The organism is Acidovorax sp. GW835-FHT14B10, from assembly GCF_058793725.1.
Genome location: NZ_JBXAGC010000016.1, coordinates 41,924 through 58,760, shown reverse-complemented (window position 1 = coordinate 58,760; position 16,837 = coordinate 41,924). Strand labels below are relative to the sequence as shown.

Below are 16,837 nucleotides of genomic sequence, written 5' to 3'. Positions count from 1 at the left end.
TCAATAGCAAACTATCCGCCGCGCCGGGCCGCTTCGTACAGCCCCTGCACCCTGGGCACGTTCTGCTCCAGCTCGCGGATGCGTGCCGGGCCCGAGGGGTGGGTGGACAAAAAGGCCAGGCCGCCCTGCTTGCTGCCGGTGGCGTTGCCCATCTTTTGCCACAGACTCACGGCGGCCGAGGGCTGGTAGCCCGCGCGCGCGGCCAGCTCCAGCCCCACCAGGTCCGCATCGCTCTCGTCAGCGCGGCTGAACTGCAGCGTGAGCAGTTGCCCGCCCAGGCTGGCCGCCGCATTGCCCAGATCGCCCAGGCCCAGGAGTTGCGAGCCCAGGCGCAGTGCCAGGTTGGTGCCCTGCGTCTTGGCGATGCGCTCGCGCGCATGCTCGCGCAGGGCGTGGGCCATTTCGTGGCCCATGACCATCGCGGCCTCGTCGTCGGTGAGCTTGAGCTGGTCGAGGATACCGGTGTAGAAGGCGATCTTGCCGCCGGGCATGCAAAAGGCATTGACCTGCGAACTGCCGATGAGGTTGACCTCCCAGCGCCACTGGCGCGCGCGGTCGTTCCAGGGCGCGGCATGCGGGATCAGCCTTTTGGCAATGGCATGCAGGCGCTGCAGCTGCGGGTGCCCTGCCGGCGCCAGGGCGCGCTGGGCCTTGGCCTGCTGCAGCATCTGCTGGTACTGCTGGGCGGCGGAGTTCTCCAGCGTCTCGGCAGGCACCAGCTTGCGCAGGCTCGACGCCGAGCCCACATCCACCTGCGCCAGCACGGGCGCGGCGGCGCTGGCACCCGCAGCCAGCAGGAAGGCGCGGCGCGCAGACCAGGGTGAAGACGGCGCAACGAAGGGTGGGGGGCAGAGCAGGCACATGCAGGAATAATAGACAAAAACTGCCCGGCCCCATGTCAGATACCTCCCCGACCCCACCCCACCCCCCTGCCGTGCGCACCCCCTGGCTCCAGACCCTGCGCGTATACCTGGAGCCCGCCAGCCTGCGCATGCTGACGCTGGGCTTTTCGGCGGGCCTGCCGCTGCTGCTGGTGCTGGGCACGCTCTCGTTTCGCCTGCGCGAGGCGGGCATTGACCGCAGCACCATCGGGTATCTCAGCTGGGTGGGCCTGGCCTATGGCTTCAAATGGCTGTGGGCGCCGCTGGTGGACCGCATGCCGCTGCCGCTGCTCACGCGCTGGCTGGGGCGGCGGCGCGGCTGGCTGCTGCTGTCGCAGGGCATGGTGGTGGCCGGCCTCGTGGGCATGGCGCTGGCCGACCCGCGCCTGACGCTCGGCCCCATCGTGTGGTGCGCGCTGGCGGTGGCCTTTGGCTCGGCGACGCAGGACATTGCGCTCGATGCCTTTCGCATCGAATCGGCCGACGCCAACCACCAGGCGGCGCTGGCCGCCTCGTACCAGACGGGCTACCGCCTGGCCATGATCTGGGCCGGCGCCGGCGTGCTGTGGATCGCTGCGCGCTCGGAAGTGGCGCCTGCCGTAGGGCAGGTGGTGGGCGAGGCCGTGGCCCAGGGTGCGGCCGCCTACCAGAACGGCGCCTGGCAGGCCGCCTACCTGGCGATGGCCGCATCGATGGCCGTGGGCATCGTCACGGTGCTGTTCTCGCGCGAGCCCGTGCCAGTGGTGTTGCCGCCGGCCAAGAACGCCGCCGAATGGCTCAAGGGCGCCGTGGTCGATCCGTTCGCCGACTTTCTGGGCCGCTATGGCTGGCAGGCCGCGCAGATCCTGGCGTTGATCGCCGTATACCGCATCAGCGACGTGGTCATGGGCATCATGGCCAACCCGTTTTATGTGGACATGGGTTTCACCAAGGACGAAGTGGCCGCCGTCACCAAGGTCTATGGCGTGGTCATGACGCTGGTGGGCGCCTTTGTGGGCGGCGTGCTGTCGATGCGCCTGGGGGTGATGCGCATCCTGATGCTGGGCGCCGTGCTCAGCGCCGGCAGCAACCTGCTGTTTGCCTGGCTGGCGGGGCACGGGCACGACGTGACGGCGCTGATCGCCGTGGTGTCGGCCGACAACCTGGCCAGCGGCATTGCCTCGGCCGCCTTCATTGCCTACCTGTCGAGCCTGACCAATGTGAGCTATTCGGCCACGCAGTACGCGCTGTTCAGCTCGATGATGCTGCTGCTGCCCAAGTTCGTGGCAGGCTTCTCGGGCGACTATGTCAATGCGCATGGCTATGCGCAGTTCTTCACGGCCACGGCCCTGCTGGGGCTGCCGGTGCTGGGGTTGGTGTGGCTGGCGTCAGGGGTCAAAAAACCCGCTAGCGCTTTACCGTAAATCGCTTGTAGCTATTAAATCAATAGTTCCCAAACAGTTATCCGCCTGCACGGTTTACCGGAACTTTACGGGAGCTTCAACGCCGCGCGACGCCTGCGGGCCACCATGGAGCCCTGCCCCCACCGGCTCCACCACCCCACTACACTGCCCCGATGAGCTCGCACCTGCTGATGATCGAAGACGACGCCCGCCTGGCCCAGATGGTGGGCGAATACCTGGGCCAGTCGGGCCTGCATGTCACGCACCGCGCCGACGGCGCCAGCGGCCTGGCGCAGTTGCAGGGCGAAGGCGCGGGCCCCCTGCCCGACCTGGTCATCCTCGACCTGATGCTGCCCGACATGGACGGCCTGGATGTCTGCCGCCGCATCCGCGCGCTGCAGGGGCCCGCCGCCCAGGTGCCGGTGCTCATGCTCACCGCCAAGGGCGACCCCATGGACCGCATCATCGGCCTGGAGCTGGGCGCCGACGACTACCTGCCCAAGCCGTTTGAACCGCGCGAGCTGCTGGCCCGCATCCGCGCCATATTGCGCCGGCGCACCGACGGCGCCAGCGCGCCGGCCGCGCAGACCCTGCGCTTCGGCTCGCTCGAAATCGACCGCGATGCCCGCAGCGTGACGGTGGCAGGTGCAGCGGCCGATCTCACCTCCTACCAGTTCGACCTGCTGGTGGCCCTGGCCGAGCGCGCCGGCCGCGTGCTCACGCGCGACCAGATCATGGAGGCCGTGCGCGGCCGCGAACTGGAGGCGTTTGACCGCTCGATCGACGTGCACATGGGCCGCATCCGCGCGGCCATCGAGGTGGACGCCAAGAACCCGCGCCGCATCCTGACGGTGCGCGGCGTGGGCTACGTATTTGCCAAGCAGCAAGACTGAGATGTCCCCCCTGAGTCGCTTCGCGCCTTCCCCCCAGGGGGACGCCACCGGTGGCCTGGCAAAGCCAGTTCCACGGTGGCACTGGCCTCGGTGGCGCCCCTTGCGCGGGCCGCAGTCCACGGGTGTGGGGCATGGCGGTGTTTGATCTCTTTTCCCGCCGTCTGTACCTGCGCATCTGGCTGGCCGTGGTCGGCGGCGTGGCCGTGCTCACCCTGGCCGTGGGCTGGGCCTGGCGCATTGCCGCCGAGCAGAACGCACTGCCCGTGGCGCCGCCCGCCCGCGAAGTGGTGCTGCGCGACAGCGAGGGCCACACGCTGGTCGCCGGGCTCGCCACGCGCGTGCCCGGGCCGCCGGGCGAGGGGCTGGAGCTGACCATTGACAGCGCCGACGGCAGCACCTACCGCCTGCAGCTGGCGCCGCGCGGCGACCGGGGCAATCACCCCGGGCCCAACCGCCGCGCCGACGCCGCCTTCTGGACCCGGCCACCGTTCGGCTTCCTGTGGATGCTGGGCCTGGTGGGCCTGGCCGTGGCCGTGGGGGTGTTTCCCATCATCCGCCGCCTGCTGCAGCGGCTGGAGACCCTGCAGCGCAGCGTGCAGCGTTTTGGCGAAGGCGACCTGTCGGTGCGTGTGCCCGAGCAGGGGCAGGACGAGGTGGCCCACCTGGCGCGCCAGTTCAATGCCGCCGCCGCCCGCATCGAGGCCCTGGTCAAGACCCACAAGTCGCTGCTGGCCAATGCCTCGCACGAGCTGCGCTCGCCGCTCACGCGCATCCGCATGGGCCTGGAGCTGATGGGCGGGCAGCAGCCCTCACCCGCGTTCCGCGAAGAAATCCTGCGCAACATCGCCGAGCTCGACCAGCTGGTCGATGAAATCCTGCTGTCCAGCCGGCTGGACGCGCGCGAGGCCGATGTGGGCACCGTGGAGCTGGTGGACCTGATCGGACTGGCCGCCGAGGAATGCGCGCGGGTCGATGCCGACCTGGATGTCAGCGCCAGCGCCGATGCGCTGCAAGTGCGCGGCGTGGCCAAGCTGCTGCGCCGCGCGCTGCGCAACCTGCTGGAAAACGCACGCCGCTACAGCCAGGGCACCATCACGGTGGTGGTGCAGCGGCACAACGGCCAGGCGCGCTTCAGCGTGCTCGACCAGGGGCCCGGCGTTCCCCCCGCCTTGCGCGAACGCATCTTCGAGCCCTTCTACCGCCTGCCGGGTGCCAGCGAACGTGCCGGCGGCGTGGGCCTGGGGCTGGCCCTGGTGCGCTCGATTGCCGAGCGGCACAACGGCTCGGTACGGTGCGACGATCGACCCGACGGCGCCAGTGGCGCATGTTTTGTGCTGTCGCTGCCGCTGGCAGCTGCGGCGGCAACGGCACCTGCGCCACGCTGATCAGCGCACCATCCGATGTGGCGGCAGTGGCCAGCGCCAGGCCGACAGTCCATACATCACCGCTCCGACCGCCAGCGCCGCCGCCGCCAGCGCCAGGCCGCGCGCAAAGCCCCGGCCCGGATCACCCTGCGCAATCAGCCAGGCCACCAGGGGCGGCCCGGCGATCTGGCCCAGGCCGTAGACGGCCGTCACCAGGCTGGCAAAACTGTCGGCCGAAGCGGGCCACAGGCGCCGCGCCTCCTGCAGGCCGTAGAAGGTGATGGCCGTGAACGGCAGGCCCACGCACAGGCTGCTGAGCGCAAAGCCGGCGGGCGTGGGCCAGACCAGCCCCAGCGCAATGCCCAGCGCCTGCAGCGCATAGGCGGCCAGCAGCAGCCAGCGCCGGTCCCAGGCCGGGGGCGCCCGCGTGCTCAGCGCCGCGCCGATCGCCACGCCGGCACCGAACACCGGCCAGAAAAGGTCCGGCCAGGGTGCCCCCGGCGGCAGCGCGGCACGCGCGATGACGGGCAGAAAGGTGGCGGTGACGATGTAGCCCAGCCCCGCCAGGCCATAGGCCAGCGCATGCACGGCGCGCGCCACCGCCGTACCGCCGCCCTGCGCCCGCGCCGCAGCCGGCGGCGCCCCCCTTGCAGGGTCCGTGGCCCGGACCTGGGCCGCCCGACCCCGCACCACGGGCCAGACCCCCACACACAACAGCACCGACAACAGGCCGAACACCACCCAGCCCGAAGCCGCCCGCCACTGCCCGGCCACCATGGCGCCGGCCGCCAGCCCCGTGAGCACGATGCCCACGCCCGGCCCGCAGAAGATCAGCCCGCCCATGGCCGGCCGGCCCAGCTCCGCCAGGCGCACCATGCACCAGGCCGCCACGTTGAGCAGCACCACGGCGCTGGCCGCCCCCGCCACCCAACGCAGCGCCGGCCAGCTGGCGGGCATCGGCAGCGCCATGGCCAGTGTGAGCAGCACCGTGACCACCAGCCCCGCGCGCGCCAGCCGCGCCGGGTGCCAGCGGGCGTAGAACCCGGGCGCCAGCCAGGGCAGCGCCATGCAGGCCAGGGCGCCCACCAGGTAACCCACGTAGTTGGCCGTGGCCAGCCAGCTGCCTTCGGCGAGCGTGAGCACGCCATCGTGCAGCATCATGGGCAGCAGTGGTGTGAACGCAAAGCGTCCCACGCCCATGGCCACGGCCAGCGCCAGCATGCCCGCCAGCGCCACCGTGTGGGGTCGGTCGGCCCAGGGCGTTGCAGCGGGTGTGGTGCCGGGGTGGGCGGTGGCCTGTGGTTCCATAGCGTGGTTTCCATGTCTGTTTTCTTTATCCTACGCTCAGCGCCGCACGGTCCCTGCGCGGAGGGTGGCGCATGCGCACACGCCCGCGCATTGGCGCCATGGACCCGATGGACGCCAAGCATTCACCCATGGACAATGCCCGCATGCACACCTTCACCAACTCCCGCTTTTGCACCCGCTTCGGCCTGACCACTCCCGTCGCACTGGCGCCCATGGCGCTGGCCTCGGGCGGAGCCTTGGCGAGCGCCTGCGCCCGCGCCGGGGCGCTGGGGCTGGTCGGCGGCGGCTATGGCGACCTGGCCTGGACACAGCGCGAATACCAGCTGGCGCTGCAAGCTGCGGATACCGGCCGCATTGGCTGCGGCTTCATCACCTGGAAGCTCGACGAAGACGCCTCGGCCCTCGACTGGGTGCTGGACCGGCCGCCCGGCCAGCGCCCCCGGGCGCTGATGCTGTCGTTTGGCGACCCACGCCCCTATGCGCGCCGCATTGCCGACAGCGGCGCCGCGCTCATTTGCCAGGTGCAGCGCATGGACCAGGTCCCGCAGGCCATCGAGGCCGGTGCGCAGGTGATCGTGGCGCAGGGAGCGGAGGCCGGGGGCCACGGCATGAACGCGCTCAATGGCCGCTCCACCATGGCCTTTGTGCCCGAGCTGGCCGACTGGCTGTCCGCCCATTCACCCGCCACCCTGCTGCTGGCCGCCGGTGGCATTGCCGACGGGCGCACGCTCGCGGCAGCCCTGGTGCTGGGCGCCGATGGGGCGCTCGTGGGCTCACGCCTGTGGGCCACGCAGGAAAGCCTCGCCCCGCAAGGCGCCAAGGACATGGCCGTCGCCACCGACGGCGACGGCACGGCGCGCACGGCCATCTTCGACATCCTGCGCCGCAAGAACTGGCCTGCACCCTACGATTTCCGTGCCCTGCGCAACGCGCTGCACCGGCAGTGGGAAGATCGCATCGACGCCCTGCGCGCCGACCCCGGGGCGGCACGGGCCGCCTACGACGAGGGCGTGCGCAGCGGCAACTTTGAGGTCGCGCACGCCACGGCGGGAGAGGCTGTCGGGCTCATCCACGACCTGCCGGCGGCGGGTGCGCTGGTTCAGCGCATGGATGCGCAGGCGCGGGCGCTGCTGGGTTGAGGGCCTGACCTTCAGAACGATCTGGACGCGCTCATCCGGACCGTCCTCCCCGCGGCTGCTCCAGCCAACGGATACAGCCCACGAACGCCACCAAGCTGAAGGTATAGAAAATATTGCCGCTGTTGTGTGCCAAGAAAACCTGCGTCCAGCCAAAGCCGAAGTAGGCGATGGGCAGCAGGGAGGCCGCCACGCGCACAGCCAGCAGCGAGGGCCGCTGCGCTGGCAGCGCCCGGGCCAGCCGGGTGCGAGTCGGCCACATCACGGCCAGCGGAATCGCATAGAAGGCCAGCAGCACGGCCACGCCGATCAGGCCGCGCTTGGCCCACATGTCCAAGATCTCATTGTGCGCATGCCCATACTCCAGGACCGACGGATGCGCCAACCCCGCCGCGACCATCTTCTGCTTTTGCACGACCACGCCGCTCACGCCCCAGCCCGTCAGCGGACGCTGCGCGCCCATGTGCAAGGCCAGGCGCCACTGCTCCAGGCGCTGACCGGCCGAGGTTGTCGCGCCCTGCTGCGGGTGGGTCCAATACAACGGAACCTCCGCCATGGCCTGGTCCACGCGCGCCCCGAACTTGCCCGCTGCGGGAATCACCATGGCCGCAACACACAGGGCGGCACCAACGGCCGTCCACATGGCCCGCCGACCTTGGCCGTGGCGCCACATCAGGCCCAGCACCACCGCCATCAGCAGGGGAGCCACAACCCATGCACCCCGTGATCCGGACAGCAAAGACGCCAGTACCCCGCACCCGCCCAACAGCCACAACAGCAGAAACTGCCTGCGCGGCCAGGCGCCAAACGAAGCCATGGCCCATGTGGCGATCCCAAGGTACATGGCGATTCCGCCATATTGGATGGCATTGGTATGCCCCATGGCCTTGCTCCACCCCAAGACAAGGGATTGATAGGCGGCAATACCTAAAGCCCCCGCAGCACCCAGCGCGCAACCCCACACGGCGCTGCCTGCATGCACGCCGACCTGGTAGGCAACACCGAGGCACAACGCGGCCAGCCAGTACTTGAGCAGATAGTCCGAACCGGTCCACGACCACCAGCCGTCAAACGACAACCCCCAGATCAACCCCATGAGCACCATCACGGCGCACAGGGCTTTCAACTCGGTCGCCCAGGTCTTGTGGCGGCACAACCCCACGCCCGCCAGCGCGAAAATGACACAAGCTGCTGCGCCATAAGAGTACCCGGAAGGCACGGCCAGCGACAATGCAAAAAAAACAAAGCACGAAATGCTCATTCCGCATCCGACGATGCGCTGGTACAGATTGACCGTATCTTTTCTCATCACACCTTTCGTTCCAAAACACTGCGCGCAATGCCGCAAAGCCCGCTTTCCGCACCATGGCACCTTTTCCCATCCTCTACATCAACCTCGACAAAGATGTTGAACGCAGACAGCGCATGCAAGCCCAGTTCAACCACCTCCAGCTGGCTGCCCAGCGGTTGCCAGCCGTCTGGTGGCCAGACCTGGCGCGAGAGGAGCAAAACCAGTACTACAGCGAGACGCTGAACCAGGCGCAATACTTCAAGGCCCTGGCCAATGGCGAGAAGGGCTGTTATTGCAGCCATATCAAGGCTTGGCAGGCGTTGCTGGACAGCGCCGCACCGGCCATGGCAATTTTCGAGGACGACGTCAAGCTGCTGCCGGACATTATCCCGGCCTTGGAAGCCCTGGCCCAACGAACGACTGGCTGGGACATGATCAAACTGTACAGCCGGGATCAGGAAAAAATTTGCAACAAATTCCCTCTGTTCACCACCCATTCCTTGATCACGTACCAGCGCATCCCCAGCTTTGCGGCAGGCTATGTGATCACCCGTGCCGGCGCCCAGAAGTTGCTGGCATCCCGCCTGCCATTCGGTCGCCCGGTGGATGTGGATTTCCGTTTCTGGTTCGAAAACGACCTGCGGGTCGCCGGGGTCTACCCCTCCGTCATGGCGCTGGATGACACCAGTGAAGTCAGCAGCATTTGGGAGCAACGCGACCGGCTCACGCTGTCGCAACGCCGACGCAAGCTGCTGATGAAGCTGCGCCTGACTCTGGGCAACGCCTTGCACCGCTGACACGCGCCAGGACGGGTTACGAATGCCCGCCCTGCGCCAGAAGCGCCTGGTACTGCGCCCACATATGCGAACGGCCATAGGAGGACAACGCCTTGCGCCGCGCGGCCTGTCCCAGTTGGGCCGCCATCTCCGGCTGCCGCAACAATTGCGCGAGAACCTGTCCCAAGGCGCCAGCATCAGACTCGGGCACCAGACGGCCGGTCAGGCCATCGCTGAGCACCTCGCGCGCACCGATCACATCCGATGCCACGCAGGCACAACCGGCGGCCATGCCCTCCACCAAGGCCAGCGGCATGCCTTCCCAGTGCGTGGACAGCACAAAGATCTGGGTTGCCGCCAAGCGCTGCGGCAAATCACCCACATTGCCCAGAAACTGCACCTGGGCCTGCACGCCCAGTGCCTGGGCCAGTTGCCGCGCCTGCTTCAGCAGGCGCTTCTTGCCACCGCCAGCCAGGTACAGCGTGGGCATCAGGCCCCGCTGCTTCAGCCAGGCCAGCGCCCGGATCAGGGTCGCATGGTCCTTCTGGCGCGCGAAACGCGATGCCATCAGGATCGCGGCGTCGCGTTCAGCCCACGGCCGCATCAGGTGTTCTGGAAAGCGCTCCAGCGCGATGCCGTTCGGGATGGCAATGCATTTGTCCGGCGGGAAACCGTGCGCAATCAGACTGCTGCGCACCCCTTCCGAGACGCCAATGCTGGCCTCGGTACACGGAGCCAAGGCCAGGGCCTGGGCCAGACGGCGCGGGGTGTAGCGCTCGCGCGAGTTGTGCTCGACATGAAAGATCCGCGCCACGCCCTCGGCCCGGGCGGCCTGACGGCCCCAGATATGGTCGCTGAAACCGTGCGCAAACAGCACATCGGGGCGCCATGCACGAATGATCTTGCGCAGCTCCCAGACCGTCAGCACATGCAGCCAGTTCGACACGATGCGGACCTCCAGCCCCTGGTCGCGCAGCGCCTGAACCCGGTCCATGTGTGTGGTGCGCTTGCGCCGCAGCACCAGCAGCACTTCGGTGCCCGGGGTCTGCCGGGCGGCCAGGCACAGATCGATGGCCACTTGCGTGGCGCCGGAAAACCCGCCTGTGACGAAATGCAGGATGCGCATGATTCACCCAAGAAAAAAGCACCAAAGCCGGCCTGATCGAGGCCATGCCTGGTGCCATTCGGCCGACAAAGGCCCGATCAATGCCCGCCCGCGAACACCTCGCCGGCCTTCAGCCGGTACACCGTGCCGCAATACGGGCATTTGGCTTCGCCGGCATGGGCCACGTCCAGGTACACCCTGGGGTGGCTGCTCCAGAGTTTCATGTCGGCCTTGGGGTTGGGACAGAACACGCCGCCCTGGGCGTTCAGGTCTTTGGCCAGAAGTTCAATGGCTGCTTGCGACATGGTCAGACCTTGGTGAGCCAGTGGGCATATTGGGGATTGCGGCCATTGACGATGTCAAAGAACGCGCTCTGGATCTTCTCGGTGATGGGGCCGCGGCGGCCCACATAGTCGTCTTTTCCGATCTCGATGCGATCGAGTTCACGGATGGGCGTCACTTCGGCGGCCGTGCCGGTGAAGAAGGCTTCGTCGGCGATATACACCTCGTCGCGCGTGATGCGCTTTTGCACCAGTTCCAGGCCCAGGTCCTTGCAGATGTGCATGACGGTGTCGCGCGTGATGCCCTTGAGCGCACCGGCCGACAGGTCGGGGGTATAGACCACGCCGTCCTTGACGATGAACACGTTCTCGCCCGAACCTTCGGACACAAAACCCGAGGTATCCAGCAGCAGGGCTTCGTCGTAACCATCATCGGTGGCTTCGGTGTTGGCCAGGATGGAATTGGTGTAGTTGCTCACCGCCTTGGCCTGGCTCATGGTGATGTTGACGTGGTGGCGCGAGTAGCTGCTGGTCTTGACGCGGATACCCCGGGCCATGCCGTCTTCACCCAGGTAGGCACCCCAGGCCCAGGCGGCCACCATCAGGTGGATGTCGTTGCCCTTGGGCGAGACGCCCAGCTTCTTGTCGCCGATCCAGGTCAGGGGGCGCAGGTAGCACGACTCCAGCTGGTTCTCACGCACCACGGCGCATTGGGCTGCGTTCACCTGGTCCTGGGTGAAAGGGATCTTCATGCGCAGGATCTTGGCGCTGTTGAACAGGCGCTCGGTATGGTCCTGCAGGCGGAAGATGGCCGTCCCAGCGGCCGTGTTGTAGGCCCGCACGCCTTCGAAGGCGCCGCAGCCGTAATGCAGGGTATGGGTCAGTACATGGATCTTGGCATCGCGCCAGTCGACCATCTGGCCGTCCATCCAGATCTTGCCGTCACGGTCGGCCATCGAGGGAACTACGGGGCTCATGGGTGTCCTTTGGGTTGCTGGGTGTCGCAAAAGAGCCAATTTTACGGGGCGGCAGATCCCGCATCGCCTTCTGGCGCATCCGCAGGCGCCACAGGGCGTTCCAGCGTCCATTTCACCAGCTTGCCACCGTGGAACTCGCAGGTCACATGCGATTGGGTGCCATCGGTCCAGCGGTAGACCTCGGGTTGTTCGTTTTCGGGCGACTGCAGCACCCCCAGCGAACGCGTCATGGCCACCACATGCATCAGGTTCACCCCCACCTGCAGTTTGGCATTGAGCATGACGGCACTGCCGACATATCCGATGGGGCGGTCGGCCGCCTTGCGCATGACATTCATGAGCCGCGTGAAATGCAGCAGGGCCCACATGAGGACACCCCCGCCGACGGCCGCGACGCCCATCCAGCCATAGGACCGAAAGCCCGCCACCACCACAATCACCAGCCCCACGGGCACCAGGATATTTCGAAAATTCATGGCCCCATTGTCTTACGACGCCGCTCGCCCAGCACTGTGGGGAGTGCGTATGCACAGGTCAAGCAATGCCGCGCACCACGTTCATGGCCTCCTCGACCCGCTCCACGGCGTGGATGGTCAGGCCTTCGATCGGTTTCCTGGGGGCATTGGCCTTGGGCACCACCGCCACGCTGAAGCCCAGCTTGGCCGCCTCGCGCAGGCGCTCCTGCCCGCGGGGCGCGGGGCGTACCTCGCCCGCCAGCCCGACCTCGCCAAAGGCGATGAACCCCTGCGGCAAGGCCTTGCCGCGCAGGCTGGAGGTGATGGCCAGCATCACGGCCAGATCGGCGGCGGGCTCGCTGATGCGCACGCCGCCCACGGCGTTCACAAACACATCCTGGTCCATGCAGGCCACACCGGCATGGCGGTGCAGCACGGCCAGCAGCATGGCCAGGCGATCCTTGTCAAGCCCCACGGAAAGGCGCCGCGGACTGGGCCCGCCGCTGTCCACCAGGGCCTGGATCTCGACCAGCAAGGGCCGCGTGCCTTCGAGCGTGACCATCACGCAGCTGCCCGGCACCGGCTCGCTGTGCTGGCTCAGGAAGATGGCACTGGGGTTGCTCACGCCCTTGAGGCCCTTTTCGGTCATGGCGAACACGCCGATTTCGTTGACGGCGCCAAAGCGGTTCTTGATGGCGCGCACCAGGCGGAACTGGCTGTGGGTGTCGCCCTCGAAATACAGCACCGTGTCCACCATGTGCTCCAGCACGCGCGGGCCGGCCAGCGCGCCCTCCTTGGTGACATGGCCCACCAGCACCACCGCCACGCCCGACGCCTTGGCGGCCCGCGTGAGGTGCGCCGCGCACTCGCGCACCTGGGCCACCGAGCCGGGTGCCGAGGTGAGCTGGTCGGAATACACCGTCTGGATCGAGTCGATCACGGCCACGGCCGGCTGCATCGATTCGATGGTGGCCAGGATTTTCTCCAGCTGGATCTCGGCCAGCACATTCACCTGGCTGTGGTCCAGTCCCAGCCGGCGCGAACGCAGCGCCACCTGGGCACCGCTTTCCTCGCCGGTCACATACAGGGTGGGCAGCCCCGTGCGCTGCAGCGCATCCAGCGCCTGCAACAGCAGCGTGGACTTGCCGATGCCCGGGTCGCCCCCGATCAGCACCACGCCACCTTCCACGATGCCCCCGCCCAGCACCCGGTCCAGTTCGTCGATACCGCTGGGCGTGCGCGCGATGTCCGTGGCCTCGATGGCCGCCAGCGGCATGACGGCCTGCGCCTGCGCCAGCCCGGCAAACTGCGCGCCGCTGTAGCGGTTCTTGCCCGGTCCCGCCTCCGCCACCGATTCGATCAGGGTGTTCCAGGCGCCGCAGGATGGGCACTTGCCCAGCCAGCGCGGGCTGGTGCCGCCACATTCGGTGCAGGTGAAAAGGGTTTTGTCTTTGGCCATGGGAGCGGGATCTTGCAAAGCGGCTGGCCACTATAGCGGCCAGCAGCGCGCCAGCGGCCGTTACCGCTCCTTCAGGGGCCAAGAAACCATGCGCCCGCGTCCAAGGACCAAACCCCTTACGATGGCGACTCGGGCCCGCAATACCAGCGCGCATGTCGACGCCCCCGGCGCTCAGCACTGCGGAGCCTGCACCCCGCCACCTTTTCAACCTCCACCATGTCCGCACCCACGCTTTACTTCGCCCCCGGCACCTGCGCCCTGGCCGTTCACATTGCCTTGCACGAGGCGCAGGCAGGCCACGAGCTGGTTCGTCTCGACTTCACCACCCAGCAGCAACGCAGCCCCGAGTACCTGGCCATCAACCCCAAGGGCCGCGTGCCCGCGCTGGTGACCGAGCACGGCGTGCTGACCGAAACCCCGGCCTTGCTGGCCTATGTGGCGCAACGCTTTGCGCAGGCGCAGCTGGCGCCGCTGGACCCGTTTGCCTTCGCGCGCATGCAGGAGTTCAACAACTACCTGGCCTCCACCGTGCATGTGGCCCACGCCCACCGCCCCCGCGCCAGCCGCTGGGCCGATGACGCCCACGCCATCGAGGCCATGCAGCGCAAGGTGCCGCAGAACATGGCGGAGTGCTTTGGCGTGATCGAACACCATTACCTGCAAGGCCCCTGGGTGCTGGGCGAACAATATTCCGTCGCCGACGCCTACCTGTTCACCGTATCCGGCTGGCTGCGCAGCGACGGCGTGGACGTGGCGCAGTTCCCCAAGGTGGCCGACCACCGGCGCCGCATGGCCGAGCGCCCCGCCGTGCAACGCGCGCTGGCATAAACGGCACAAAAAAACCCCGGCCCCGGGCGGGTGGCGGGGCTTTCGGCGTTGCCGGCCCGGTCAGTTGACCTTGAGCGCGCGCCAGTCAATGCGGTTGTCCGCGCGGTGCGGCAGCTCCACCTTCTGCGTGGCGGCCCACGGGATCACCTGGTTGTACAGCGGGATGTGCGAAATGAGCTCGTGGTCCTGCACCAGGGCCTTTTCGATCAGGCCATTGCGTGTGGCCGGATCGGTTTCTTTCTTGATGCGCTCGATCAGCGCATCCTGCTGCGGGTTGCTGAAACGGCCCAGGTTGAAGTTGCCGTCGCCCCCGGCGCCCGGCGAGCGGACCAGCGACTGCAGCGAATAGAACGCATCGAACGTGGGCACGCCCCAGCCCAGCAGGTAGATGCTGGCCTCGTTGCGCTGGATCATGGGGAAATAGGTGGCAAACGGCAGCGAGCGCAGCTTGGCCTTCACGCCGACCTTGGCCCACTGCGCCGTGATGGCCTGGCACAGCTGTTCGTCGTTGATGTAGCGGCCTGCGCTGCAGGCAAAGTCCACCTCGAAACCGTTCGGGTAGCCCGCATCGGCCAACAGCTTCTGCGCTGCCTTGGCATCGAAGGGCCAGCGCACATCGGCCTTGGGCGTCCAGCCGTTGACCTGGTGGGCAATCAACGCGCCCGTGGGCTGGGCCAGGCCACGCAATACCACGCGCTGGATGGCGTTGATGTCGATCGCCTGGTACAGGGCCTTGCGCACACGCACATCCTTGAGCGGGTTCTGGCCCTTGACGTTCGAGCCTGGCAGTTCGCTGCGGAACTGGTCCATGCCCAGAAAGATGGTGCGGTATTCGGCGCCTTCCAGCACCTTCAGGCCCTGCGTCTGGCGCACCCGCGCCAGATCCTGCAGGCTGGGGTCGATGATGAAGTCGATCTCGCCCGACAGCAGCGCCGCCGTGCGCGTGGCATCGGACTTGATGGGGGTGTAGACCACCTCGGTCACGTTGGTGGCGAACTTGCCCTTGCCCCACCAGTGCGGGTTGGGCGCAAGCACCACGCGCTGGTCCGGCGTCCACGATTGGAGCACGAACGGCCCCGTGCCCAGCGCGTTGCGGTGGGCAAAGGTTTCGTCCTTGTTCTTGATGTCCTTGGGCTCAACCGACTTGTTCTTCTCGGCCCAGGCCTTGCTGAGCATGCGCAACTCGGTCAGCTGGTTCACCAGCACCGGGTTGGGCACGTCCGAGAAGATGTCGATGGTGTGGCTGTTGACCTTTTCCACCCGGTCGATGCCCTGGGCATAGACCGCGTAGTTGGAGCTTTTCGACTTGGCGCGCTCGAGCGAGAACTTGGCATCGTCGGCCGTGAACTCGCTGCCGTCGCTGAACTTCACGCCCTTGCGCAGGCTCAGGCGCAGCTGGGTGGGACTCATCGGCTTCCATTCGGTGGCCAGCGCGGGCTCGGGCTTGAAGGTCTTGCTGTTGTATTCGACCAGCGTGTCATACACGGCCGCGTGCAGCGCGTTGTTCACGCCCACGTTCTGGGCATGCACGTCCCACGACGACACATCCACGGCACGCGCCCAGCGGAAGGTCGTGGCCTGCGCGGTCAGGGGCAGGCTGGCAGCCAGCGCGGCGGCAAGGAGCAAGGGTTTGAATTGCATGGGCTTGTGCCTCTCAGAAAACAAAACCCTACTGTGACCCAGGGTGGGCGCCACCGGAACGATTTGGTGGTTGTATCCATGTGCGCCGTGGGGTCGGCACCCTGAAAACCGTCGACAAGGCGCCTGCGCCAGCAGCGCCCAGCCTACTGGCGCCGCAGCGCCTGCCGGATGCGCTCCAGCGCCGGCGAGGGCTGCGCCACGCTGCGATCGAACGGGTGCGCGGTGGCTCCGACGGCTTTCAGGATGCGTTGCACGTAGGCACGCGTCTCCAGGTAGGGCGGCACGCCGCGGTAGCGCTCGACCTTGCCCTCGCCGGCGTTGTAGGCCGCGGCCACCAGCGCCACGTCGCCTTCGAAGTAGGCCAGCAGCCAGCGCAGGTAGATCAGGCCCCCACGGATGTTCTGCGCCGGGTCATACGGGTTCTTGACGTTGAAGCGCTCGCTCGTTGCGGGAATCAGCTGCATCAGGCCCTGCGCGTTTTTGGGCGACAGCGCCTGGGTGTTGAAGTTCGACTCGGCGGCCATGATGGCCAGCGCCAGCTGCGGCTCGACCTGGTATTGCGGCGCCATCCTGAGCACCAGCTCCACGATCTTGCGCGGCGCGACCCGCTGGTAGTTGACGCCAGGCTGGGCCACCTGGACCGGGGCGGGCGGTGGCGGCCGCAGGCATTCGGGCACTTCGTCCGTGGCGCCGCCCACCACCTGCAGCATGCGCGCTGCCACGTCCAGGCCCTGCTCGGCGGCGGCCTGGAAGAAAAAGGCGGCCGCCCCATCGTCGCGCACCACACCGCGCCCGTGGGCGTACATCCATCCGAGGTTGTATTGGGCCAGCATGTCGCCCAACCGCGCGCTCGCGCAATAGAGTGCAACGGCCCGCAACGGGTCGCGCGCCACGCCTTCGCCATGTTCGTAGGCGATGGCCTCCTGGCGCAGGCTGGCCGCCCGGTTGGCGTCGGATTCACCGGCCTGCGCCCGCGCCGCGCCCGCACCCCAGGTGCACAACGACACCACCGCTAGCGGCGCAAGGATCGACAGGCTGGCACGCATGGTTTTCAGTATGC

General features: G+C 67.7%; 16 protein-coding genes. 6 read left to right on the top strand and 10 right to left on the bottom strand.

Features of this window, described 5'->3' with window-relative positions:
* Positions 1-11 precede the first annotated feature (11 nt).
* Positions 12-863 carry a M48 family metallopeptidase gene (locus tag AC1Q5S_RS13740; RefSeq protein ID WP_303832919.1) on the bottom strand — a complete coding sequence of 284 codons (852 nt, stop codon included), beginning with the start codon at positions 861-863 and terminating at the stop codon, positions 12-14.
* A gap of 32 nt (positions 864-895) precedes the next feature.
* Here AC1Q5S_RS13740 and AC1Q5S_RS13735 point away from each other — a divergent pair, with 32 nt between their 5' ends.
* The 3 genes from AC1Q5S_RS13735 (at position 896) to AC1Q5S_RS13725 (ending at position 4,541) form a co-directional block, all read left to right on the top strand.
* Positions 896-2,284 carry an AmpG family muropeptide MFS transporter gene (locus tag AC1Q5S_RS13735; RefSeq protein ID WP_026434954.1) on the top strand — a complete coding sequence of 463 codons (1,389 nt, stop codon included), beginning with the start codon at positions 896-898 and terminating at the stop codon, positions 2,282-2,284.
* A gap of 152 nt (positions 2,285-2,436) precedes the next feature.
* Positions 2,437-3,156: a response regulator gene (locus AC1Q5S_RS13730; RefSeq protein WP_026434953.1), complete on the top strand. Its 720-nt coding sequence runs from the start codon at positions 2,437-2,439 to the stop codon at positions 3,154-3,156.
* Between the two features lie 131 nt (positions 3,157-3,287).
* Positions 3,288-4,541 carry an ATP-binding protein gene (locus AC1Q5S_RS13725; RefSeq protein WP_492239008.1) on the top strand — a complete coding sequence of 418 codons (1,254 nt, stop codon included), beginning with the start codon at positions 3,288-3,290 and terminating at the stop codon, positions 4,539-4,541.
* Here the strand turns inward: AC1Q5S_RS13725 and AC1Q5S_RS13720 are convergent, their stop codons facing one another.
* On the bottom strand, positions 4,542-5,828 hold the full coding sequence (locus AC1Q5S_RS13720) for a YbfB/YjiJ family MFS transporter (RefSeq protein ID WP_303832915.1): 1,287 nt from the start codon (positions 5,826-5,828) through the stop codon (positions 4,542-4,544).
* A 71-nt stretch (positions 5,829-5,899) separates the two neighbouring features.
* On the opposite strand from AC1Q5S_RS13720, the gene AC1Q5S_RS13715 reads away from it, so the two are divergent.
* Entirely contained in the window at positions 5,900-6,967 is a 1,068-nt protein-coding gene (locus tag AC1Q5S_RS13715; protein ID WP_238323170.1) for an NAD(P)H-dependent flavin oxidoreductase, read from the top strand.
* Positions 6,968-6,998: 31 nt separating this feature from the next.
* Here the strand turns inward: AC1Q5S_RS13715 and AC1Q5S_RS13710 are convergent, their stop codons facing one another.
* The gene (locus tag AC1Q5S_RS13710; protein WP_034711601.1) at positions 6,999-8,273 is read right to left on the bottom strand and encodes an O-antigen ligase family protein; all 1,275 of its coding nucleotides are present in this window, start codon (positions 8,271-8,273) and stop codon (positions 6,999-7,001) included.
* 56 nt (positions 8,274-8,329) lie between these two features.
* On the opposite strand from AC1Q5S_RS13710, the gene AC1Q5S_RS13705 reads away from it, so the two are divergent.
* The gene (locus tag AC1Q5S_RS13705) at positions 8,330-9,052 is read left to right on the top strand and encodes a glycosyltransferase family 25 protein (RefSeq protein WP_303832911.1); all 723 of its coding nucleotides are present in this window, start codon (positions 8,330-8,332) and stop codon (positions 9,050-9,052) included.
* A 16-nt stretch (positions 9,053-9,068) separates the two neighbouring features.
* Here AC1Q5S_RS13705 and AC1Q5S_RS13700 read toward each other — a convergent pair whose 3' ends face one another.
* The 5 genes from AC1Q5S_RS13700 to radA all read right to left on the bottom strand — a co-directional run bounded on the left by AC1Q5S_RS13700 (position 9,069) and on the right by radA (position 13,308).
* Positions 9,069-10,157 (bottom strand): glycosyltransferase, encoded by a 1,089-nt coding sequence (locus tag AC1Q5S_RS13700; RefSeq protein WP_303832909.1) that lies wholly within the window; start codon positions 10,155-10,157, stop codon positions 9,069-9,071.
* Positions 10,158-10,234: 77 nt separating this feature from the next.
* On the bottom strand, positions 10,235-10,441 hold the full coding sequence (locus AC1Q5S_RS13695; RefSeq protein WP_026434946.1) for a zinc-finger domain-containing protein: 207 nt from the start codon (positions 10,439-10,441) through the stop codon (positions 10,235-10,237).
* 2 nt (positions 10,442-10,443) lie between these two features.
* Positions 10,444-11,394 (bottom strand): branched-chain amino acid transaminase, encoded by a 951-nt coding sequence (locus tag AC1Q5S_RS13690; protein ID WP_026434945.1) that lies wholly within the window; start codon positions 11,392-11,394, stop codon positions 10,444-10,446.
* Positions 11,395-11,435: 41 nt separating this feature from the next.
* Positions 11,436-11,870: a hypothetical protein gene (locus AC1Q5S_RS13685; RefSeq protein ID WP_026434944.1), complete on the bottom strand. Its 435-nt coding sequence runs from the start codon at positions 11,868-11,870 to the stop codon at positions 11,436-11,438.
* 58 nt (positions 11,871-11,928) lie between these two features.
* Positions 11,929-13,308: a DNA repair protein RadA gene (gene radA / locus AC1Q5S_RS13680; RefSeq protein WP_303832906.1), complete on the bottom strand. Its 1,380-nt coding sequence runs from the start codon at positions 13,306-13,308 to the stop codon at positions 11,929-11,931.
* A 216-nt stretch (positions 13,309-13,524) separates the two neighbouring features.
* On the opposite strand from radA, the gene AC1Q5S_RS13675 reads away from it, so the two are divergent.
* Positions 13,525-14,136, top strand: coding sequence for a glutathione S-transferase family protein (locus AC1Q5S_RS13675; protein WP_026434942.1), 612 nt, complete (start codon positions 13,525-13,527; stop codon positions 14,134-14,136).
* Positions 14,137-14,196: 60 nt separating this feature from the next.
* On the opposite strand, the gene AC1Q5S_RS13670 is transcribed toward AC1Q5S_RS13675, so the two are convergent.
* Positions 14,197-15,777, bottom strand: a complete 1,581-nt coding sequence (locus AC1Q5S_RS13670; protein ID WP_303832904.1) for an ABC transporter substrate-binding protein — start codon at positions 15,775-15,777, stop codon at positions 14,197-14,199.
* Between the two features lie 143 nt (positions 15,778-15,920).
* Positions 15,921-16,823, bottom strand: coding sequence for a lytic transglycosylase domain-containing protein (locus tag AC1Q5S_RS13665; RefSeq protein ID WP_303832902.1), 903 nt, complete (start codon positions 16,821-16,823; stop codon positions 15,921-15,923).
* Positions 16,824-16,837 lie beyond the last annotated feature (14 nt).